This is a genomic window from Shewanella sp. Choline-02u-19, from assembly GCF_002836205.1.
Lineage (GTDB): Bacteria > Pseudomonadota > Gammaproteobacteria > Enterobacterales > Shewanellaceae > Shewanella.
In genome coordinates, this window is sequence record NZ_PJBE01000013.1 from 1,223,240 (window position 1) to 1,245,371 (window position 22,132).

At 45.3% G+C, this 22,132-nt stretch carries 13 protein-coding genes; 10 read left to right on the forward strand and 3 right to left on the reverse strand.

Annotated elements, in window-relative coordinates:
* Positions 1–74: 74 nt before the first annotated feature.
* Positions 75–2,774, reverse strand: coding sequence for a bifunctional acetate--CoA ligase family protein/GNAT family N-acetyltransferase (locus tag CXF83_RS12085; protein WP_101092079.1), 2,700 nt, complete (start codon positions 2,772–2,774; stop codon positions 75–77).
* Positions 2,775–2,893: 119 nt separating this feature from the next.
* Complete coding sequence (locus CXF83_RS12090; RefSeq protein WP_198553538.1) at positions 2,894–5,137, reverse strand: tetratricopeptide repeat protein; 2,244 nt, start codon at positions 5,135–5,137, stop codon at positions 2,894–2,896.
* A 574-nt stretch (positions 5,138–5,711) separates the two neighbouring features.
* Between CXF83_RS12090 and CXF83_RS12095 the strand changes: the two genes are divergently transcribed.
* The 9 genes from CXF83_RS12095 to prpF all read left to right on the forward strand — a co-directional run bounded on the left by CXF83_RS12095 (position 5,712) and on the right by prpF (position 20,197).
* A complete protein-coding gene (locus tag CXF83_RS12095; RefSeq protein ID WP_101092080.1) occupies positions 5,712–6,599 on the forward strand; it encodes a LysR family transcriptional regulator in 888 nt (295 codons plus the stop codon).
* A 93-nt stretch (positions 6,600–6,692) separates the two neighbouring features.
* Entirely contained in the window at positions 6,693–7,793 is a 1,101-nt protein-coding gene (locus tag CXF83_RS12100) for an efflux RND transporter periplasmic adaptor subunit (RefSeq protein WP_101092081.1), read from the forward strand.
* An 8-nt stretch (positions 7,794–7,801) separates the two neighbouring features.
* Positions 7,802–10,876: an efflux RND transporter permease subunit gene (locus CXF83_RS12105; RefSeq protein ID WP_198553539.1), complete on the forward strand. Its 3,075-nt coding sequence runs from the start codon at positions 7,802–7,804 to the stop codon at positions 10,874–10,876.
* A 1-nt stretch (position 10,877) separates the two neighbouring features.
* Positions 10,878–12,353: an efflux transporter outer membrane subunit gene (locus CXF83_RS12110; protein WP_101092083.1), complete on the forward strand. Its 1,476-nt coding sequence runs from the start codon at positions 10,878–10,880 to the stop codon at positions 12,351–12,353.
* 640 nt (positions 12,354–12,993) lie between these two features.
* A complete protein-coding gene (locus CXF83_RS12115) occupies positions 12,994–13,653 on the forward strand; it encodes a GntR family transcriptional regulator (RefSeq protein WP_101092084.1) in 660 nt (219 codons plus the stop codon).
* Positions 13,654–13,806: 153 nt separating this feature from the next.
* Positions 13,807–14,685 carry a methylisocitrate lyase gene (gene prpB, locus CXF83_RS12120; protein WP_101092085.1) on the forward strand — a complete coding sequence of 293 codons (879 nt, stop codon included), beginning with the start codon at positions 13,807–13,809 and terminating at the stop codon, positions 14,683–14,685.
* 134 nt (positions 14,686–14,819) lie between these two features.
* On the forward strand, positions 14,820–15,959 hold the full coding sequence (prpC, locus tag CXF83_RS12125; RefSeq protein WP_101092086.1) for a bifunctional 2-methylcitrate synthase/citrate synthase: 1,140 nt from the start codon (positions 14,820–14,822) through the stop codon (positions 15,957–15,959).
* Positions 15,960–16,140: 181 nt separating this feature from the next.
* Positions 16,141–18,747, forward strand: coding sequence for a Fe/S-dependent 2-methylisocitrate dehydratase AcnD (gene acnD / locus CXF83_RS12130; protein ID WP_101092087.1), 2,607 nt, complete (start codon positions 16,141–16,143; stop codon positions 18,745–18,747).
* Between the two features lie 247 nt (positions 18,748–18,994).
* Complete coding sequence (gene prpF / locus CXF83_RS12135; RefSeq protein WP_101092088.1) at positions 18,995–20,197, forward strand: 2-methylaconitate cis-trans isomerase PrpF; 1,203 nt, start codon at positions 18,995–18,997, stop codon at positions 20,195–20,197.
* Between the two features lie 73 nt (positions 20,198–20,270).
* Here the strand turns inward: prpF and CXF83_RS12140 are convergent, their stop codons facing one another.
* Positions 20,271–20,606: a winged helix-turn-helix transcriptional regulator gene (locus tag CXF83_RS12140; RefSeq protein WP_180961067.1), complete on the reverse strand. Its 336-nt coding sequence runs from the start codon at positions 20,604–20,606 to the stop codon at positions 20,271–20,273.
* A 162-nt stretch (positions 20,607–20,768) separates the two neighbouring features.
* Here CXF83_RS12140 and CXF83_RS12145 point away from each other — a divergent pair, with 162 nt between their 5' ends.
* Entirely contained in the window at positions 20,769–22,100 is a 1,332-nt protein-coding gene (locus CXF83_RS12145; protein ID WP_101092090.1) for an aldehyde dehydrogenase family protein, read from the forward strand.
* Positions 22,101–22,132 lie beyond the last annotated feature (32 nt).

Sequence of the window (22,132 nt, forward strand, 5' to 3'; positions counted from 1 at the left end):
TGCAGCGTCACTTTATCACTATCGAAATGGGCAGCTCCGTTACTGCCCATTTGCACATTGAGTGAAGGTTGCTGTTAAGGCTTAGGTTTTAAATCCATATGCATTTTAATTAAACGCTCCTCCATATCAAAAGTGACCGTAAAGCCTAAATGTTTAGCTAGGCTCGCCATATTGCGATTTTCAAACAGGGTAAAGCCGGTCAAAACCTCAGTATCATTATCTTTATAATAGCTAATCAGCTTTTCAAGCAGTAATTTACCGAGTCCCTGTCCTTGGTGGTTACTTCTTACTGCCATCGCAAATTCAGCCTCGGTGTTATCAGGATCGATAGAGGCCCTAATCGCACCTAAGGTAATATCCTCTCCATCTTCCCCTTTGGTGGTGGCGATAAAGGCCATTTCGCGAGCGTAATCAATCTGGGTGAGTACCGCCATCTCCTCATGTGTCATTTTAGAGCGAACACCAAAATAGCGTTTATATCTATCTTCATCAGACAATGAGTTATCAAACGCCAAATGTTTAGGTTCATCCTCCGGCAAAATAGGCCGTAACATCACTTGCTGGCCGTTTTTAAGCGTCGCTAGTTGCTCAAGCTCTTTAGGGTACGGAGAGATAGCTAAACGGCCTGCATTGTCTACTGGCTCTTTATGCAGTTGGATATTCACATCCAATAGCGTGATTGATGTGCCCGCACATAAAACAGGATTTAGATCTAACGAGGCTATCTCTGGACAATCGATAATCAGATGCGATATTTGCGTTAACATTACGCAAAGGGCATTCATATTGAGCCCAAGGGGTAGATGTCTATCTTTAAGCTTTTTAGTTTTGAGTGCTTGGATCACCATATAACGAGCCAAGGTCATGTTTAATGGCGGCAAGGCAACGGCGGCATCCTTTGTTGGGTCCCACTCAGAGCCACCTTCACCGAGTAATATCGCGGGACCAAATACTGGATCATTCGCCACAGCGACCCTAATCTCTTGTGCTCCGGCTGTTAACGCCATTTTTTGTACTATAAGTCCTTCAACTCTGGCGTCAGGATTAAGCGAGATCACTCGTTCAATCATTGATTTTGCGGCATGCTTAACTTCTTGATCGGAAGTCAGGTTTAACATCACCCCGTGTACGTCAGATTTATGATGGATATCAGGAGACTGCACTTTTAACGCGATAGGGTAGCCAGCTTGATTGGCTAAGGCAACTGCTTGTTCAGGGCTACTGGCAAACCAAGTATCAATCGTTTTAAGACCATAGGCGTTTAAAATACTGCGTGATTCATGTGTTTCTAAAATGGTTTTACCTTGGCTTAAAGCGTGTTGCAGTCTTTCACGCGCCACTTCGGTATTGGCTGGAATATTATCGGGGATCGATAGTGGCACTTCTTGCAGCAATTTTTGGTTACGGCGGTATTCAACCATGTGCATAAAGGCGCCGACGGCGCCTTCTGGCGTGCGATAAGTTGGGATCCCAGAACGGGAGAAGTGTTTGCGCGCAGCATAAGCTGAATCTTCACCGCTCCAGTTGGTTAAGATATTGACTCTATTTTTATTGGGATGTTTTGCGATCGTATTAGCAATCTCTTCTGCTATCTGAACACTTTCGCCTAATGCTGAAGGCGAGTGCAAGATTAATATAGCATCCAAGTTATCGCTATCCATCATGATCTCAAGTGATTTTGCATACCTTTGTGCATCGGAATCCCCGCCAATATCGACGGGATTTTGTCCTGACCAACTTTTTGGTAACAGTGCATTTAATCTTTGATGAATATCGGCAGATAACAGCGGTAACTTGCCGCCGCTTAACATTAACACATCAAGAGCAAGTACCGCGGGGCCACCACCATTACTGATTATCCCAAGACGTTCACCTTGCAAGGGCGCTGAGTGCGCTAACGTTTCTACCGCGGCAAAGAGTTCGATTAAGTCATTTACGCGCAGCATACCAGCGCGCCTGAAAGCAGCCTCGTACACCGCATCATTGCCAGGGATCCCACCAGTATGCAGTTGAGCGGCGTTGGTGCCTTCAGCGCTTCTCCCTGATTTAATCACTAGAATAGGCTTATTTCTGGAAGCTGCTCTAGCTGCAGACAAAAAATGACGCTTCTCATTAACAGAATCGATATACAGCATAATGGCGTTGGTTTTTGAATCTCGACCTAAATAATCCAAAAGTTCATCAAAGTCGATATCATTAGCATCACCTAAAGAAATAAATGATGAAAACCCAATACCCTTATTATTAGCCCAATCCAAAACCGTGGTGCATATTGCGGCTGATTGAGACACAAACGCAATTTTTCCTGGCAGGGCACTGGTGTGCGCTAAGCTGGCGTTAAGCCCCAAGTTAGGCAGGATCATGCCAAGACTGTTGGGGCCTAAAATGCGCATGCCATAACGGTTAGCATGCTGCTGCATTTGAGTCAGTAGGCTAATACCATCTTCGGTTAACTCATCCGCCATCCCCGACGCCATCACGATAGCGACTTTACAGCCAAACTGGGCTAAGGTTTCGATAATGGCAGGTACGCGACTCGCCGCGGTACAGATGATGGCTAAATCAGGTTTAAGCGGCAAAGCTTGAATATTTGGATAAGCAAGCACCCCCATTACAGCTTCATATTTTGGCGTTACAGGCATAATAGGCCCAGAGAAACCGCCTGAGAGCAGGTTCTTCATCAACACATTACCCGCTCGTTTGGGGTCATTTGAAGCGCCAATAATCGCCACTGATTTTGGTTTAAAAAGGTTATGAAGCGTACGTTGGCTCATGCACTTATCCTATAAGTCAGTATGTTATGAGTGTACATGAGCAGATTGAATTATCCATAAGAGTTTAGTCGTGCATACCCTCTAATTTAACCTAAATTGATCATCATCAATGCGGCAAACTAGGGTTGGAAACGCGCCCTCAGTTGATTGACTGTATCAGCGGGTACCCGAGTCGATAACTGCTGTAAGCATTGCTTAGCCTGAGGGCTGTGATGACTTAGCATCAGCTCACATAAAGCATATAGGTACTGCGGATTACCACTGATCTGATAAGCTTTATCAAATGCGGCGCCCGCTTTGACGACTGAAGCGGGCGTTATGGCAATGGCGTACACATACCAAAATCGAGCGTTATTAGGTTCAAGCTCTGTTGCTCGAATAAGGTGTTCCATAGCTTTTTCCGTTTGTTTCGCCCGTAAAAGAGCAAGGGCCATACTAAACTGGATTGCACCTGAGGTGGGTTGCGCCTTAATGCCTTTCTCGAGAGTTGTCAGTGCCAGCGTATCTTGTTCATTTGAGCGATAGAGATCGGCAAGATTGATATAGGCAGCTGCATAATTTGATTGCACAGCAATTGCGGCTTTATATTCTGTAATAGCTTGTTTTACTTTACCTTGATTAGCATAAAGATGAGCAAGGTTAGTACGAGCAAAGCCACGGTCGCCATTAAACTTCAAGATTTCAATATACTCAGCCAATGGCGCTGATAATTGCTTTTGCTGCGCAGAGGTTAGTTCAGGCCAAAACCCCGCTAATGCTCCTGCAGCTTGACTGCGCACCATAAGGACATCGTCATTAAGCAGCGGCGCTAACATACGCCATCTGTCTGCAATCGGGTACGGAGTACTGCCTTGTATTGCACCAAATCTCAATAAAGGGTCGTCATGGCGAGTCGCTCTTGCAATAGCGACCACCCCGTTTCTACCAGGATATTGCTGTAAGCGCTCAAGCGATCCAGCGCGAATAATGGCTCCTTGCTGGTGGTCTTGGGCAATATAGGAAAGTTGATCTCCAGCCGTGGGCATACGCGCTCTAGCGCCAGCAAAAGCACTGCTAAAATGTGTTGCATCGTAGGTGTTTAATGTTGGATACCAAGCGGTTGTTTTATCGACTGCCCACGCTATGTCTTTGTCTTGATGGCATTGATTACAAGCATTTGGGGTGCCTATGCGCTGAGAGTTTGCGGGTTTTGGAATGCTAAAACTATGATCTCTGCGCTTATCGATTTGCATATAGGTTGTTTGTGGCATATGGCAATTGACACATTGAGCGCCACTGCTATTGGCTTGATGCTTATGGTGCTCGTTAGTATCAAACTTAGCAGGACTATGGCATTGAGTGCACAACGCATTACCTGGCAGTACCGTTTTTGTCGAATGGGGGTTATGACAGTTGCTACAAACCACACCATTGTCATGCATTTTTGACTGCAGAAACGAGCCGTAAACGTAATCTTCATCGTAGACCTGGCCATCATCATAATAAAGATCTTGGCTGATCAGGTTTAACTGATAGCGATCACCAAAATCTGTATTAACTAATGGATTACTATCGCTTATTTGCAGTCTGCGACTATGACATTGAGCACACGTTTGTAATTGGTCACTGGGTTGTGTACCTACGGGTTTAGCGGTGTAAATGGCCGTATTGGCTAAGTCACTTTTACCAGCATCGTCTTGTTGCCATGTCCAGTTTGACACGGGTTTGGTTAAGACTCTGTCGAAGCCTTTGGCTTGCGACGCTGACTCAGCTGTTTTATTCGCCCATGATAGATGCTTGCTTGCAGCCCCATGGCAGGCTTCACAGCCGACGTTAATCTCGGAAAAGGTCGTGTTGAAGCGATCTTTTTCGAAATCGTAGTTCTTTTTAACATTGGTTGAGTGGCAATCTGCACACATGAAGTTCCAATTTTGGCCTACATTCTGCCAGAAGAAATCATCATGTTTAGCGCTAGAGTCTGGGTATAGGTGGAACCATTTCTGCCCGCCTTTTGCGACTGGGCGGTTATCCCATGCAAAAGGGATGAGTTGCACGCGTCCATCTTCAAACTCAACCATATATTGCTGTAATGGCTCGATACCGAAGGTATAGCTTATTTTAAAATCGTTGAACTGCCCGCTGCCATCTTCGATATTGACCCAGTATTCATCACCTTGAGTAAAAAAACGGTTTTGCTTACCTTGGTAGGTGAATTGAGTACTAAAATTTGCGGCAACAGAGTGCTTATTGGCGTGTTTCATTGCCATATCGTGATCAGAACCGCTCCAATCGTTAAAAGCTTGCTGATGACACTGCTCGCATTCAAATGAACCGACAAACTCAGCTGCAATGATGTGCCGAGTGGCAAATATACTCATCAACATAAATGTTAGTAATGCCCAGCGTTGAAACGCACTTTGTCTTAGCTTTTTTCTTGGCAAACTTTTGATAATCAGTTCCTTTTGGTATCAAATAATCACTCGAGCCTTATTTGACTTTACACTTAAACAAGATCTTGAGAAAGGGCATAAACACCACCTCTATTCGTTTTGAGTTATTTTTTATAGCTTTTGCGGTTATCTAATATTGGCAGGGATAAGCAATGATTCATAATCACTAATGGTATAAACAGCATTGATGCTTGGCAGTGTTTGATGCCGTTAATTGCTATTGCTCGCTAATAGCGCGGAGCGTAGACAAAAAGTTATCGTGGCTTTGAAGCGTCCATAAGCGCTAGCTCTCGTGATTCTATCTCGAATTGTTACCGCTTAAATCATATCGGCTGGTTACTTTGCGTATTGTAATCTGTGCGTTAATCCACATAGCGGCAGACAAAACTATGACCGCATGTTAAAAACCGCTACAGTTCTACGCAATCTTAGTCTTTTGATGGCAGATACTTTTTGGCATCAATTTCCTCTGTAATACAGATAAATAGCACGATAAAGGCAGTTTAGTATGCGCATAGAAGATCTAAAGTTATTTACGATTGTGGTTAAGCTCGGCAGTTTTACTGCGGCAGCTAATGCTTTAGATCTGCCGCGAGCCAACGTCAGTCGACGAATAGGCGAATTGGAACGAGCACTCAATGCGCAACTCTTTTTCAGAACCACCCGACAACTGAGATTGACTCAACATGGTGAGGCTTATTATCACGAGTTATTAACGGTGCTTGAAGGCTTTGAGCAAGCTAAAACTAAGCTCCTCGACATCGATGACAAACCCGTTGGAAAAGTGAAAGTGGGTTTTTTACCTGAAAGCGATGAAGCTTTGCAGCCTGCATTGGCAAAGTTTCAGCTGTTATATCCACATATTGAACTGGATCTGCGGATCACCAATAACTATGTCACCGATATCTATTCTCAAGCGCTCGACTTTGTTCTTCATGCCGGTAAAATTCAAGACTCGGGCTTTATTGCTCGACGTTTGCTCAGTCTTGGACGGGCAATATATGCGAGCCCTGAGTATATCCAAGACAAAGGCGAGCCCAAGTCGTTAGCAGAACTGGCACAGCATCAAGCCATCTGTTATCGCTGGCCTGATGGAACACTAGATGATAACTGGGATTTAATTACTGATACCGTTAAAGTTAATTGTCGCTTTAGTTGTAACCATATGGGCTTTGTACGGCGAGCCATTGTTGGCGGGCAGGGCATAGGTTTTATGCCCCCGCTATTTGCATTGGCGGCAATTGAAAGCAAAAACTTAGTACGGATCTTACCTGAGTATGAATCTAAGAAAGAAGATGTTTGGCTTATCTACCCAGATAGAAAAGGGATGAGCTTGCCGACTCGGCTATTGATTGATTTTTTATTACAAGAAATACCACAACGTGCGAATTTGTAATGAAATTCGTGACAGTGTAGTGCGGGAAAGACTGATTATCTTGCAAAGTTAAACACATACACTCTCTCCCAATAGTTCTATTGGGAGAAAATAATGAACCACCCGACGTCGAAAATCGTAAAGTTTGCTGTAGCACCACTTGCATTAGTGATCACTTCAGCCTGCAGCCAGGCTCCAGCTTCTGTGCACATAGATATGTTAAAGCCTGAACGACCTGTTCAAGTGATGACACTGGACAATACACAGCAAGCCAGTATTAAACAATTTTCAGGCGTGCTTGAAGCGACGCAAACTGCAAATTTAGCCTTCAAAGTTTCGGGTACCATCGAAGCTATTCTGGTCAAAACCGGTGATATTGTCGAAAAAGGCCAAGTATTGGCAAGGCTCGAACCTCATGATTACCAAGTCAATGTGGTTGAGTTACAAGCTCGCCTAGCCGAAGCAAATGCCGCTCACCACCTAGCAAAAGTTGAACTCGACCGAGTCGAACAAGCCATCGCTGATGATGCTATTTCTAAAGTTAATCTAGATAGAGCCCAAAGCGGCTTTCAGCGTAGCTTAGCCATGGTCGATGTTGTGACGCAGAACCTGCAAAAATCCCAAGATGCTCTCGATTATACTGAGCTTAAAGCCCCCTTTAGCGGCGTTATAGGTGCAAAGTTTCAACAAACATTCGAACAAACGGCCTCAGGCGCAGCGGTCTTTTCCCTGCATCAACCTAACGAGTTAAAAGCCATTATCGATGTGCCTGAAAATTTGATGGGTCAGTTGATGCTGTCTCAGCAAGCATCGGTTAGCTGGCATGGAGAGGAAGGGCTTACGTCAATACTTAGCGCAATGGACACCTTGCCCGATCCGATTAAACAGACTTATAACGTTGAATTTGTCATCGAACAGCCAACAGATGCGTTGCCAGGTAAAGCGGTTAATGTCGCGGTGAATTTCAACAATGAACAGGTCAATTACTGCGTACCTTACGCGGCGCTGATCCAAGATAAAGCAGGAAAAAGTGTTTATGTCATTAAAGATACAACGGTTATTGAAACCGCCGTTACAGTGCAATCCCTACAGAGTAACAGTGTTTGTTTAAGCGGAGACTTACATGTGGGTGACGCCATTGTGACAGCCGGTGTTAATTATCTTCAACCCAATCAAACGGTCACCAAAACCGTTGTTAAAGCTTTTAGCTATTAGGAATTATGATGAATTTGGCTGAATTTGCGATTAAACAGCGTCTGTTTGTGCTGTTCTTTAGCGTGTTATGTGTGATTGTCGGTATCATTTCCTATTTTGAGCTGGGTAAGCTGGAAGACCCTACTTTTACGGTTAAAAGCGCAGTAGTTGTGACGCTTTATCCCGGTGCTTCTGCAAAAGAAGTTGAGTTACAAGTTACTGATAAAATTGAGACTAAGCTACAAGAAATGGGCTCAGTGTGGAAGCTGCGCTCTTTGTCTCGTCCTGGTAGTTCGATGATTTTTGTCGATTTAAAAGAAACGACTAATTCTGATGAGTTACCACAGGAGTGGGATTTACTGAGACGCAAGGTCAATGACGTTAAGCTTACTTTACCTGTTACCGCGCAAGTCAGCATAGTGCAAGATGAGTTCTCAGAAGTGTACGGCATGTTATTCAGTGTCTATGGCGAGAACGCTCAGCCTGAAGCGTTACGTCAATACGCAAAAGAGCTACAACGTCGAATTAAGACCGTTGATGGCATTAAGAAAGTCCAGCTTCACGGGGTCCAAAGTCAGGCGGTTTATATTGACCTTCCTGATGCGCGATTAGCCCAGTACGGGATCTCTTCTGCACAGGTGATTAATCAGTTAGCAACCCAGAACTTAACCTATAACAGCGGTAGCTTTGCAGCTGACAATGAGCGTATTCGTGTTGACCAAAGTAGCGCCTTTAAGTCCATTGATGATATTAAAGCACTCACAATTAAAGGAGGGTTCGGCGACTACAGCACGGGACTGTTAAGATTGGGAGATATTGCCGATGTCAGCTTAGGTTACCAAGCCCCCGCAATGACTTTGAGTCGTTTCAATGGTAAGCAAGCCGTTACACTGGCCGTGAGTCCGGTTTCTGGAATTAATGTCGTTAGCTTGGGTGAAAGCTTAACCCAGATCATTGCTGAATATCAGCAAGAGCTGCCGATAGGCATTGAAATTGGCACTATCGCTTTTCAGCCAGACGAAGTGCGAAAGTCTGTAGAAGATTTTGTGGTGAACCTACTTGAGAGTGTCACAATTGTATTTGTTGTACTGCTTATTTTTATGGGCTTTAAAAGCGCAACCATTGTTGGTGGCAGCTTAGTTTTTACCATCTTGTTAACTCTCATTTATATGTACCTTGCAGGGGTCGACCTTCAACGCGTCTCGTTAGGAACCTTTATTTTGGCACTGGGCATGCTAGTCGATAACGCGATTGTTATCACCGACCTGTTCGTGGTCAAGTTAAATAAGGGGATTGAACGCACTAAAGCTGCAGTTGATTCAGTCAAAGAGACATCTAAACCCTTATTTGCTGCCACAATTATTGCCATCATGGGCTCTAGCCCTGTCTTGTTTTCGCAAACTGATTCGGGTGAATTTGCTGGTTCAGTATTCGTTATTATGTGTTCCTCACTGCTATTTTCGTGGCTTGTGGCAGTCACACTCACACCGCTATTGTGCTGGTTATGGATAAAGCCAAGCACGAAAAAGGTAGATGCTAACGCCAAACCAAGTCGTTACCAATTATCGGTTAACTGGACGGTGATGAATCCAGTCAAAGCGATTTCTATGGTCGTGCCGTTGTTATTGGTGACAGCATTGGCAGCCCCTTATGTCGCTATCAATTTTATTCCTAGCTCTGACCGCCCTATGGTCTTCTTAGATTACTGGTTACCCAATGGTGCTAAGATAGGAAGCACTTCAGCTGACATGAAGAAAATTGAAGGCTGGTTGATAAAACAACCCGAAGTGGCGGTTATCTCGAGTTACGTAGGGGCAAGTGCACCAAGATTCTCAGTCACAGTAGAACCAGAACCTTTTGATACGAGTTATGGGCAAATCGTGATTAATGTAGTTGATTACGAGGCTATTGAGTCGCTCACCAAACGGGGTGATATATGGCTGGCAAATAACTTTCCGGGCTCTGAGCCTCGCTTTAGAAACCTAAAGCTGGCGACTAAAGATAAATACAGTGTTGAAGCACGTTTCTCTGGCCCTGATCCACAGGTCCTGCATAGATTGTCGGCTGAAGCACAAGTTATCATGCAGGCAAACAGTAATACCAAGTATGTTCGTGATGACTGGCGTCAGCTGAGTAAAGTGATTAAACCAGTGGTAAACCAGGAGCAGGCTCGCCGAGCAGGTATCAATCGCACCGATATTTCCCTTGCGATTAAGCGAGCCACAGAGGGCGTCACTGTGGGTACATTGAATCAGGGGGATCAGCTAATTCCTATTAGTTTCAGAAGCGCAAATGCAGATCTAAGTAGCTTAGAAACCTTACCTGTTCGTTCATTGCTAGGCGTTAACAGTGTGCCGTTAGGGCAGGTGGTTGATAGCTTTGAGCTGAAGAGCGAAGAGAGCATAATCTGGCGCCGCAATCGTGTGCCGACAATTACAGCCCAAGCGGATGTGTTTGATGCGACGCCTGCTGTAGTGCGTAATCAGATAAAAGATCAAATTGAAGCCATTAAGCTCCCAGCGGGCTATGCATTTAATTGGGGTGGTGAATACTACGATGAAAACCGAACTATCACCGACACGTTAAGCCAGTTACCTAAGGCGCTATTGATGATGGTGGTGATTATGGTGGCGATGTTTAATGGCTTTAAGCAGCCAGCAATCATTTTAATCACTCTGCCACTAGCGGCTATAGGTGTGACTTGGACCTTACTCTTGCTAGACAAACCCTTTGGCTTTATGGCGTTGATTGGTGCCATTACGCTATCGGGCATGATTATTAAAAATGGCATTGTATTGATGGATCAAATTGAGCTTGAACGGGCTAATAACAAGCCATTACAAGAAGCAGTAAAAGCGGCAACCCTTAATCGTACGATGGCGATCTCTATGGGTGCACTGACTACAGCATTAGGGATGATCCCACTGTTAAACGATAGATTGTTTGACCAAATGGCAGCAACAATTATTGGCGGATTAGCAGCGGCGACAGTGTTATCACTGTTTATTATGCCGGCCTTCTACTGCCTGTTTTATCGCAACTGCGATGATAATGCAGAAGCAACTGACCCAATATTTTCTAGTGCCGCTATGGAGCAAAAATAATATGAATCTCTATAAAATTGCGCCGTTAGCGATTGCTATGATCATGACTGGTTGCGCAGTAGGACCTGATTATCAGGCGCCGACCACTAACTTAGACAGCGAATATTTGTATCAAGATACAGCTGGGACGGTTGCTGGTGAGCGAAGCGCGGCTAATACCGATGCATGGTGGACGCAGTTTAATGATCCTATTTTGAATCAGTTGGTCATTGATGCGCAAAATCAAGCGATCCCGCTAAAGATCGCAGCGCAACGCATCAGAATGGCGCAGTCTTATCAAAGTGCGATTGAGTCATTTAAAGTGCCTACGGTTAATCTGGGCGCGGGTTTTGGTAACTATCAGATCAGTGATAATGACCCTTTACTCGGGGGCGCGATAACCGCGACTAACCCTGTTAGTGGTGAAGAGTTGGGCTTGGTTGATGATAACAATAGCGCTTTCTTTGCGGGAGCGACCATTGCGTGGGAGGCGGATCTCTTTGGCAGAATAGACCGGCTAGCAAATGCCGCCGCTATCCGCAAAGAACAGATGATCATTATGCGTGAAGGCTTAACAACACTGATTACTTCTGATGTGATCCATAATTACCTGCAAATGCGTGGCGCTCAAGAACGTAAGCAGATCGCACTGCACACGGTTGAAGATCAACAGAAGACGCTCAAATTAGTGCAGTTAATGGTTAAGAGCGGTTATGGATCAAAGCTTGATGAAGCACGTGCTAAAGCCATGTTAGCAGTGACAAAATCTGTTGTGCCACAACTTAATATTGCTGAAAATGCCCATAAACAGCGCTTAGCCATCTTGCTAGGTGAAACGCCAAAACAGGGTGAACAACGCTTTAGTCAACCTATGCCACTGCCTAATTTTGATGGCGTTATCCCAACAGGCTTGCCATCTGATTTACTTAACCGCAGACCGGATATCAGGATTGCCGAGCGAGAAATGGCGGCGCTCAATGAAGAGCGCGCTGCAGCCATCGCCGCTCAATATCCAAAAGTATTCTTAACGGGTGCTCCTGGTGTTTTGGCAAAAGACTTTGACGACTTGTTTAGCAGTGACTCCATAGCATGGGCCGGTAGCATAGGTGTGAGTTGGAATGTTTTTGATGGTGGTCGAGGTGATGCCATTGTTGAAATGCAAGAGGCACGGTTCGATTCCAGTGTTCTCAGCTATCAACATGCAGTGATTGCCGCTTTTGGTGAAGTTGAAACCTTATTGCAGGGCTACGGCTATAGCCAGCAATATGTGCAACTCATCAGCGAAGCAGAAGCTGAGACCACTAATGCGGTCAATAAAGCCAAATCACTGTACAAAGCGGGACTCAGTGGCTATTTGTCTATTTTGGACGCGCAGCGTCAAGAAAATATGATTAAAGACCGTGTGGTTGCTGCAAAATTACAAACTGCGCATATGACCATTGGCCTCCATAAAGCCCTCGGGGGTAACTGGCAGGTTGAGAATGTTCCTGCTCACTAATCTTTATTTTTAGTCAATCTATATAAGCAGCACTCAGTGCTGCTTTTTTTGTTAAAAACGAGACACTAAAGCTGCAACTAGCCTAGGGAGTGTGGTTCTTTGAGGGTTGTTTTTACCGCAGTTTATTGGCAGTTTTGACAAGGCGGAGGCTATGTCGTTTAGTCATTCTCCACAAATAACCTACAACACAGTCAAAATAATCAAGAAGCGCGACCTTGCGTTATCTATAAAGGATATTGTCGACACTTGTTGACTTCATGCTAGTGCCTATATTTGTCCCCACAATGCAAATGTGACTCGTGAAATTAAAACCAATAAAGAGCAGTTCTGAGTCTATTTGATAATACTCTAAATCTTGAGGTTTAATCTGTAACTTTAATATAACCTCATGAATCTAAACATTACTGTAGTGATTTTAAAGACTGATCATTTAAAGTTCGCTCCTTGTTATGCTGCTATTGAGTGCTAAAAATTAGAGATTCTTACTGTCAGTTAAATTTGCCATATTTATGTGGGTGAACAAAAGTTGTCCATTATGCTTTACTCTACTTTGTCGACAATTTAGGGCTAAAGTGTTGACTAGGTCACATAATGACGCTAAATTGTCGACAATCCTTTTAGCAGAACTCAACGATGGTTTATGACATTTTTCACCGAACAGCCAGTAACGTCAGCAGATAAGACCTTTTTTCAGCTACGTAAAGATATCGTAGAAGGGGCTATATTGGCGGGTTCTAAGTTAAGTGAAACCGAGTTGTCGACAAAGTATGCCGTTAGTCGAGCGGTGATCCGTGAAGCGATTAACCGTTTAGAGGCAAGCCATTTAGTTGAGCGCAAAGCCAACGTTGGTGCAAGAGTGGTGACATTAACACCTGAAGGTTTGATTGAGCTTTATCAGGTCCGTGAGTCACTCGAAGGCATGGCGGCACGCTTAGCGGCACAAAATATGACAGATGGCGAAATCACCGATCTGCAATCGCTGCTCAATTCTCATTTTGAAAAAGTGCAATCGGGCCAGTCTTATTATCAAGAAGCGGGTGATGTCGATTTCCATTATCGCATTATTGTTGGTAGCAAAAACAAACACCTTATTTCGATGCTGACGGATGGTATTTATCATCTTGTACGCATGTATCGCGTTCAGTTGGGAATGAGTGGACCGCGTGTGACCACAGCTTTTGATGAACATAAACACATAGTACAAGCGATTTGTAACCGAGATGCGGAGCTCGCTGAAATGCTAATGCGCCGTCATATCTTGTATTCAAAATCGAGTATTGAGAGCAAGCTTTTGAGCTAAATAGCTCAACGAATAGTGAAACCGTTAGATCATAAAAACGTAATCAATAGACCGTTAAGTCATCATTATCATCTTCACAGGGCCCAGCTTGTATAAGCTATTTATACAAGTCGTTTAAACAAGCTGTGTGAGCAACAAAGAAAGGAACAGCACATGAGCGCAGGTAAGAAGTTTCGCGAGGCACTAGTTGCCAATAGTCCGCTACAAATTGTCGGTACCATTAATGCTTATTCAGCAATGATGGCGAAAAAAATTGGTCACCAAGCTATTTACTTATCTGGTGGCGGCGTTGCAAACGCATCGTACGGCTTACCTGATTTGGGCATGACATCCCTAAACGATGTGATTGTTGATGTGCAGCGTATTACTTCTGCATGTGATCTGCCGTTGTTAGTTGATATCGATACTGGCTGGGGCGGCGCGTTCAATATCGCCAAAACGGTTCGCGATATGGAAAAAGCCGGTGCAGCTGCTGTGCATATGGAAGATCAAGTTGCGCAAAAACGCTGTGGTCATCGTCCAAATAAAGAGATTGTGTCAACAGAAGAGATGGTCGACCGTATTAAAGCGGCTGTCGATGCTCGTACCGATCCAGATTTCTTCATTATGGCCCGTACAGATTCATTCGGACAAGAAGGACTTGAAGCGGCCATTGCACGTGCTAAAGCTTATGTTGCTGCTGGCGCCGATGGTATTTTCGCGGAAGCGGTTAAAACCGAAGAACATTACCGCGCCTTTGCTGACGCGCTGGATGTGCCTATTCTTGCCAATATCACTGAATTTGGCCAAACTGAGCTGTGGAACAAAGAGCAGTTAGGTGAGTGGGGCGCGTCTATGGTGCTTTATCCATTAAGTGCGTTTAGAGCAATGAACAAAGCAGCGGAAATGGTTTATACCTCGATTCTAGACCACGGCGACCAAAAGGCGGTGGTTGATTCTATGCAAACGCGTATGGATCTTTACGACTACCTTGGTTATCACGACTATGAGCAAAAGCTAGATAGTTTATTTGCTGAAGGTAAAAACCTTTAAGCAAGCAGCAACACGCTCGACAGCAGTACCTTACAAAACAAATCTAAAGCGCGATGAAATTGCGTTTTAGAATAAAAATATAAATACCCGCAGTCGTCATTTGACGGGTAACAAAAAATAGAAGGAAGATAGAAATGGCTGATACTAAAAAGGTAGATAAGAAGTTAGCGGGTGCAGGACTACGTGGTCAAAGTGCAGGTGAGACAACGCTTTGTACCGTGGGTAAATCAGGTTCAGGTCTAACCTATTGTGGTTATGATATATCTGACTTGGCAGATAACGCGACATTTGAAGAGGTCGCTTACTTGCTTTTTAATGGCGAACTGCCAAACCAAACTCAGCTGGATCACTACAAAACAGCGCTTTTTGCACAGCGAGATCTGCCACAAGCATTAAAAGAGGTGCTGCAACGCATTCCAGCTGATGCTCATCCAATGGATGTAATGCGGACCGGTTGTTCTTTCTTAGGTAACTTAGAACCAGAGAATGACTTTAGCGAGCAAAATACCTCGGCAAACCGTTTATTAGCCGCGTTTCCGGCCATCATGTGTTACTGGTACAAATTCTCTCACGACGGTGTAGAGATAGATTGTGTTACCGATGAAGCGTCTATAGGCGGTCATTTCTTACACCTGCTTAATGGCAAAGCGCCATCAGAGCAGCATCGCCGTGTTATGGATGTATCACTGATTCTTTATGCAGAGCATGAGTTTAACGCATCGACCTTTACCGCCCGTGTTTGTGCATCAACGCTATCAGATATGTACTCGTGCATTACGGGTGCTATCGGTACGTTACGTGGTCCACTGCATGGTGGCGCAAACGAAGCGGCAATGGAAATGATCCAAAAGTTCAGCTCACCAGCCGATGCTAAAGAGCAAATGGCGGGCATGCTTGCACGTAAAGAGAAGATAATGGGCTTTGGACATGCCATCTACAGTACCTCTGATCCACGTAATGTGATTATCAAATCTTGGTCTGAGAAGCTGGCTCACGAGTCTGGTGATACTTCACTTTATGATATCTCTGTCGCATGTGAAGAGTTTATGTGGGACAGCAAGAAACTATTTTGTAACGCTGACTTTTTCCATGCGTCGGCTTATCACTTTATGGGCATTCCAACTAAGTTGTTTACCCCTATATTTGTCTGTTCACGTCTTACGGGCTGGGCGGCACACGTTATGGAACAGCGTACTAATAATCGCATTATTCGTCCAAGTGCAGATTACACCGGTAGCGATCCGCGTAAGGTTTCTCCGATAAGTGAAAGATAATCAATAGAAATTAGTAGTGGCAATTTATTTTATTGTCACTACTTAAAAAACTATTGATTTTAATCGGTTTTATTCTATCTAATAATTTCAATGCAAAGCGGGCCCACTTCGTAAAAGAAGTGACCGTAAATGAATAAGACCCCACCCAACGTGATGTCATGCTTTTTAAGTGGAACGCCTTATGAATACAACCTACCGTAAACCGTTACCTGGTACTGAATTAGATTTTTTTGATACCGAGGCTGCAGTTAATGCGATTAGCCCAGATGCTTATCGTAAGCTGCCATATTGTTCTCGTGTTTATGCCGAGAACTTAGTGCGTCGCTGCAACCCAGAAACGCTAACTGACTGTTTAAAGCAGATCATTGAGCGCAAAAGTGATTTAGACTTCCCTTGGTATCCTGCTCGAGTAGTGTGTCACGATATTCTAGGCCAAACTGCCTTGGTTGATTTAGCAGGTCTGCGTGATGCTATTGCAGATAGGGGCGGGGATCCTTCAAAAGTAAATCCAGTGGTACCAACACAGCTGATAGTCGACCATTCGTTGGCTGTAGAGCACGCCGGTTTTGAGAAAGACGCGTTTGAGAAAAACCGCGCTATTGAAGATCGACGTAATGAAGATCGCTTTCATTTTATTAACTGGACCAAAACGGCCTTTAAGAACATTGATGTGATCCAGCCAGGTAACGGCATCATGCATCAAATCAACTTAGAGAAGATGTCTCCCGTGGTGCAGGCTCGAGAAGGTGTGGCGTTTCCGGACACCTTAGTGGGTACCGACAGCCATACACCTCATGTTGATGCATTGGGTGTTATTGCCATTGGTGTTGGCGGTCTTGAAGCTGAAAGTGTCATGCTTGGCCGACCATCTTATATGCGTCTGCCAGATATTGTGGGTGTTGAGCTGGTGGGTAAGCGCCAAGATGGCATTACTGCAACTGATATTGTGCTCGCTATTACTGAATTTTTACGCAATGAAAAAGTCGTTTCTACTTACCTTGAGTTTTATGGTGAAGGCGCTGCAAACCTAACGTTGGGCGACCGAGCAACCATCTCAAACATGACGCCAGAGTTTGGTGCAACAGCGGCGATGTTTTATATCGATGATAAGACCATCGATTACCTTAAACTGACAGGCCGTGACGACAAGCAAGTTAAGCTCGTTGAAACCTATGCAAAACGTGCAGGCCTATGGGCTGATACGTTAACTGAGGTTGAGTATGAGCGGGTACTGCGTTTTGACCTGTCCAGTGTCGGGCGTAACATTGCCGGACCATCCAACCCTCATCGCCGAGTATCAACCAAGGATCTTGCCGAAAAAGGCATTAGTGGCGTAGTTGAAAATGAAGAGGGCTTAATGCCTGATGGCGCCTGCATTATTGCGGCGATCACCAGCTGTACTAACACATCAAACCCCCGCAACGTGATTGCCGCAGGACTTATTGCTCGCAACGCGAATGCTAAAGGGTTAACCCGTAAACCATGGGTAAAAACCTCACTCGCTCCAGGTTCAAAAGCGGTACAGCTTTATCTTGAAGATGCCAATCTGCTAACAGAACTTGAAGCATTAGGCTTTGGTATTGTCGGTTTTGCCTGCACAACGTGTAACGGCATGAGCGGCGCACTGGACCCAGTGATTCAACAAGAAGTAATTGAACGCGATTTGTACACCACTGCGGTACTGTCTGGTAACCGTAACTTCGATGGCCGAATTCATCCATACGCCAAACAAGCGTTTTTAGCATCACCACCACTCGTCGTCGCTTACGCGATTGCCGGAACAATCCGTTTTGATATCGAAAAAGATGTGCTGGGTACCGACGCGGATGGTAATGCCATTATGCTAAAAGATCTGTGGCCATCCGATGAAGAGATTGATGCGGTCATTGCTCAAAGTGTTAAACCCGAGCAGTTCCGCAAAGTCTACGAACCCATGTTCGATATTAAAGTTGAATACGGCTCTGATAACGATCCACAGTACGATTGGCGTCCACAGAGTACTTATATTCGCCGTCCTCCTTACTGGGACGGAGCACTAGCCGGTGAGCGCACAATGAAAGGCATGCGTCCATTAGCGGTACTTGGCGATAATATTACCACTGACCACTTGTCACCTTCGAATGCGATTATGCTCGACAGTGCAGCAGGGGCATATTTAGATAAAATGGGCCTACCTGAAGTTGACTTTAACTCGTATGCAACTCATCGCGGCGATCATTTAACCGCGCAACGTGCCACCTTTGCTAACCCTAAGTTATTTAATGAAATGGTCACTAAGCTTGGCAAAACCGGCGAAGTTGAAGTGAAGCAGGGCTCTTTTGCACGTATCGAGCCAGAAGGCACTGAATCGCGTATGTGGGAAGCGATTGAGACCTACATGGAGCGTAAGCAGCCGTTGATCATTATTGCGGGTGCAGACTATGGCCAAGGTTCAAGCCGTGACTGGGCAGCAAAAGGTGTTCGTCTTGCGGGTGTTGAAGTGATTGTCGCCGAAGGATTTGAGCGTATTCACCGCACTAACCTTGTAGGTATGGGGGTATTGCCGCTTGAGTTTACTAATAATGAAAACCGTCATACTCATCAAATCGATGGAACAGAAACCTATGATGTGATGGGTGATCGCACGCCTGGCGCTGCACTGACCGTGATTATGACGCGCAGCAATGGTGAGAGCGTTGAAATAGCCGTTAAGTGCCGCTTGGATACCGCCGAAGAGGTGTCTATCTATGAAGCTGGCGGTATTTTACAACGCTTCGCCAACGACTTTCTAGAGTCTTCAGTCGCGTAGACTTTATATCTTGCAACGCAGATGAGATCCCGCAAGCAAATGCTTGTAGGCTCTGCAGCGACATCCCCGTCGCCGCAGCTCATCTTCGCGGCAATAACGCCATTGACTCAGTGCATCGACTGCCCGCGCAGGGTTTACTTGCTCTCGCGGTGTTATGTCAGCGCACAAGAACCTAAGCTCACTCACGGTTCTAGTGGCGGCGCCGCGATCTGTTGTACCCAATATTAGCAATCTAACGGTAATCCTTATGACGCGTAACACAGTACATTTACCCCAGATTAAAGTACCAGCAACCTATATGCGTGGCGGCACCAGTAAAGGTGTATTTTTTAATTTAACTGATCTGCCACTAGCAGCGCAGGTGGCAGGTCCCGCCCGTGATTCACTGCTACTTCGAGTGATCGGTAGCCCAGATCCTTACGGTAAGCAAACCGACGGTATGGGTGGGGCAACCTCAAGTACCAGTAAAACGGTGATTGTGGCAAGCAGTACTCAGCCCGATCATGATGTCGATTACCTTTTCGGACAAGTCGCTATTGATAAGGCTTTTGTCGATTGGAGTGGTAACTGCGGTAATTTATCTGCCGCGGTTGGCTCGTTTGCCATTAGCTGCGGACTTGTTGATAGCAGCCGTATTCCTGAAAATGGGATTGCAGTGGTTAGAATTTGGCAAAAAAACATCAGTAAAACCATTATTGCCCATGTGCCTATCACCAATGGTGAAGTGCAAGAAACCGGTAACTTTGAACTTGATGGTGTCACATTCCCAGCCGCTGAAGTGCAAGTCGAGTTTATGGACCCCGCCGATGGCGAAGGAGCTATGTTCCCCACTGGCAATCTAATCGATGACTTAATCGTACCGACTGACGTTGTCGCTGCTGGGGTGTTAAAAGCCACCATGATTAACGCAGGCATTCCTACCGTGTTTGTTAACGCACAAGATCTTGGTTATAGCGGTGCCGAATTGCAAGAGGCGATAAACAGTGACGCTAACGCGTTAACGATGTTTGAAACCATACGCGCTTATGGCGCCGTGCAAATGGGGCTTATTAGCCATATAGATGAAGCTGCTGGTCGGCAACATACCCCAAAAGTGGCCATCGTCGCCGCGCCTATTGATTACACGTCTTCAAGTGGCAAGGCTATCGCTAAAGGCGATATCGACCTTAACGTGCGCGCCTTATCTATGGGCAAGTTACATCACGCAATGATGGGCACTGCTGCAGTAGCCATTGGCACCGCAGCCGCAATTCCTGGCACGCTGGTAAGTATTGCTGCCGGTAACGTTGAACGTGAATCTGTGCTCTTCGGCCATCCATCTGGCACCTTAAAAGTGGGTGCTCAAGCAAAACGAGTTGATGGTCAATGGAAGGTGAACAAAGCTGTTATGAGCCGCAGTGCTCGAATACTGATGGAAGGTTGGGTGAGGGTGCCAAGCGATACTGTTTAAACATAACGGTAACCTAGCTGGTTAATCTAAACATAAGAAGCAGAACACCAATGTACGTGTTCTGCTTGTTATGCTAAAAATCACTTTCTTCAGTCCAGTCTTTTAGCTTTTCTAATATCTCTAACGCGGTGCGACCAAACTCGGTTATCTCATAAGTGACAGCAATAGGACGAGTACAAATCACCTCTCTGATAACCAGTCCTTGGCTCTCTAGCTCTTTAAGACGTTGATCAACCATTTTCTTACTGGCACCTCCTAACATGCGTGACAGCTCATTGAATCGCACTGGCCCATCTTTTAAATGCCACAAAATAGACGCTTTCCACTTGCCGCCTAAAATGCGCATTCCTCGTTCGATAAGGCAAGGCTGCTCGCAGTTTTGAATATTTATTTTTTCATCTTTAGTCATTGTATTTAAAGTCTTATTTATCATGTCGCAATCAAATTTACAGTGGTTACTAAAAGTATACTGGTTGCTTTAATTCTCCACTCTAGCAAAATATGCCCTAAGAACCAAAGATAAATTGCTCTGCATCACGATAAGTGAATGCCTTTTTAAGGAAGCAAATAGATGACAATGCTTATATCTTACGATCCAATCGATCAAAAACCACTCGGCGAAGTTCCCGTTACCACGATTGAACGTATGCCAGACTTGGTTAGCCAAGCAAAAAAAGCACAGAAAACGTGGGCTAAGTTATCGTTAATAGAACGCCAGAAAAAAGTGGTTCAAGCTTATCAGAATCTTGCAAAAGTGCAGGAGTCGCTGGCGCTATTAATCAGCAAAGAGATGGGAAAGGATTACCGCAGAGCAGGTTATGAGGCGGCAGGTACAGTGCAAAATGCTGATTACTTTTGCCAAGAAATTGTTGCAGCGTTGCAGCCTGAATCTTTGGGGCATGGCGCTGAGCTGCAATATAAGCCTTTGGGCGTGGTCGCTGTTATCTCACCGTGGAATTATCCGCTGGCGATGGCGAATAACTTGCTACTGCCAGCGCTCATGGCGGGTAATAGCGTGATATTAAAACCATCAGAAGAAACCCCCTTGGTGGCCGACTTGTTCGTTAACACACTTAACGAAGTATTGCCGGTCGGCGTATTGCAAGTCGCTCACGGTGGGGCTGACACAGGTAAGGCGTTAGTCAATGCCGATATTAATATGGTGGCTTTCACCGGTTCGCTTGCTGCGGGCAAACACATAATGGCGTCGGCGGCATCGTCTCTTAAAAGACTCGTGATGGAGCTTGGCGGTAACGATCCTATGATCGTCATGGCAACGGCTGATATCGATAAAGCGGTGCAGTATGCCGTGGCAAGTTCATTTGAGAATGCAGGACAGATGTGTACGTCGACTGAACGGGTCTATGTCGATGCGCGAGTTGCCGATGAGTTTGAGCAAAAGGTGGTGGCGCTTGCTCGCCGCTACCGAGTGGGCGCTTGGGATCAAACTGGCGTTAATATAGGGCCGATTGTTAATCATAAGCAGCATCAGGGCATTATCTCACAGCTTAAAGATGCCGAGCAGAAAGGTGCAAAATTCCTTTTAGGCCAAGCGCATTATGAAACGCCTTTTGTACAGCCAACGGTTGTTACAAATATCACCCCTGATATGCAGTTAGAGACGCATGAAACCTTTGGCCCTATTGTTGCCATCAGTCGTTTCAATCATATATCTGAAGCCATTGAACGCGCAAATGCGAGCCCTTATGGACTTGGTGCAGCGGTATTTGGCGGCGTTGGCGCTGCAGATGTTGCAGAGCAGATGGAGGCTGGCATGGTGGGCGTAAATCAAGGTGCTGGTGGAGCAGGGCCTTGGGTCGGTGCTAAGCAAAGTGGCTTTGGTTTTCATGGCACGGCGGCTGGCCACCGACAATTTGCTCAAGTAAGAGTGCTCAGTAAATAGAATCACTCGGTGCAGCACCTTATGTCGTTAAT

Excerpts from the sequence above, each read along its gene's own strand:
- CXF83_RS12095 (WP_101092080.1), top strand. The coding sequence starts at position 5,712 with ATGCGCATAGAAGATCTAAAGTTATTTACGATTGTGGTTAAGCTCGGC.
- prpC (WP_101092086.1), top strand. The coding sequence starts at position 14,820 with ATGGCTGATACTAAAAAGGTAGATAAGAAGTTAGCGGGTGCAGGACTA.
- CXF83_RS12115 (WP_101092084.1), top strand. The coding sequence starts at position 12,994 with ATGACATTTTTCACCGAACAGCCAGTAACGTCAGCAGATAAGACCTTT.
- CXF83_RS12105 (WP_198553539.1), top strand. The coding sequence starts at position 7,802 with ATGAATTTGGCTGAATTTGCGATTAAACAGCGTCTGTTTGTGCTGTTC.
- CXF83_RS12085 (WP_101092079.1), bottom strand. The coding sequence starts at position 2,774 with ATGAGCCAACGTACGCTTCATAACCTTTTTAAACCAAAATCAGTGGCG.
- CXF83_RS12145 (WP_101092090.1), top strand. The coding sequence starts at position 20,769 with ATGACAATGCTTATATCTTACGATCCAATCGATCAAAAACCACTCGGC.
- acnD (WP_101092087.1), top strand. The coding sequence starts at position 16,141 with ATGAATACAACCTACCGTAAACCGTTACCTGGTACTGAATTAGATTTT.
- prpB (WP_101092085.1), top strand. The coding sequence starts at position 13,807 with ATGAGCGCAGGTAAGAAGTTTCGCGAGGCACTAGTTGCCAATAGTCCG.
- CXF83_RS12090 (WP_198553538.1), bottom strand. The coding sequence starts at position 5,137 with ATGTTGATGAGTATATTTGCCACTCGGCACATCATTGCAGCTGAGTTT.
- prpF (WP_101092088.1), top strand. The coding sequence starts at position 18,995 with ATGACGCGTAACACAGTACATTTACCCCAGATTAAAGTACCAGCAACC.
- CXF83_RS12110 (WP_101092083.1), top strand. The coding sequence starts at position 10,878 with ATGAATCTCTATAAAATTGCGCCGTTAGCGATTGCTATGATCATGACT.
- CXF83_RS12140 (WP_180961067.1), bottom strand. The coding sequence starts at position 20,606 with ATGACTAAAGATGAAAAAATAAATATTCAAAACTGCGAGCAGCCTTGC.
- CXF83_RS12100 (WP_101092081.1), top strand. The coding sequence starts at position 6,693 with ATGAACCACCCGACGTCGAAAATCGTAAAGTTTGCTGTAGCACCACTT.